Annotated in this window: 1 protein-coding gene; it reads right to left on the reverse strand. The window is 68.2% G+C overall.

Annotated features, from left to right (window positions below; translation table 11 throughout):
• Window positions 1-516 (reverse strand): condensation domain-containing protein (locus ACTWQH_RS32835; RefSeq protein ID WP_443290469.1); only part of this gene is annotated, 516 nt, incomplete at both ends.

The raw sequence follows: 516 nt of genomic DNA on the forward strand, positions 1-516 counted from the left end.
GCTGAAACGGCTCTCCGGATCGTGCTCCTCGCCCAGCAACTCCCGCTGCCACAGGGTGTAATCCGCGTACTGCACCGGCAACGGCTCCCACACCGGCTCCCCACCCGCACACCGAGCCCCGTACGCCGCCGCCAGATCCCGCGCCAGCGGACCCACCGACCACCCATCACCCGCGATGTGATGCACCACCAACGCGAGCACGGCGTCCGTGGCGTTGAGCGTGAACAGCCAGGCGCCCAGTGCGGTGTGCTGTGAGAGGTGGAACTCGTGACGAGCCGCGTTCTGGAGCGCGTCCGCCAAGGTGACCTCGCTCACCTGCTCCACGGTCAGGGTGATCCGCGTGTCCTCCGGGGCGACGATGTGCTGGTACGGCTTGCCATCGATGTCGGGGAAGGTGGTGCGGAGGGTTTCGTGGCGGGTGATGACGTCGTTGAGCGCGGCTTCCAGCGCCTGATGGTCCAGCTCGCCGGTCAGCCGCAGCACGAACGGCATGTTGTACGTCGCCGACGGCCCCTC

It is taken from the genome of Streptomyces sp. 6N223, from assembly GCF_052246635.1.
GTDB lineage: Bacteria > Actinomycetota > Actinomycetes > Streptomycetales > Streptomycetaceae > Streptomyces.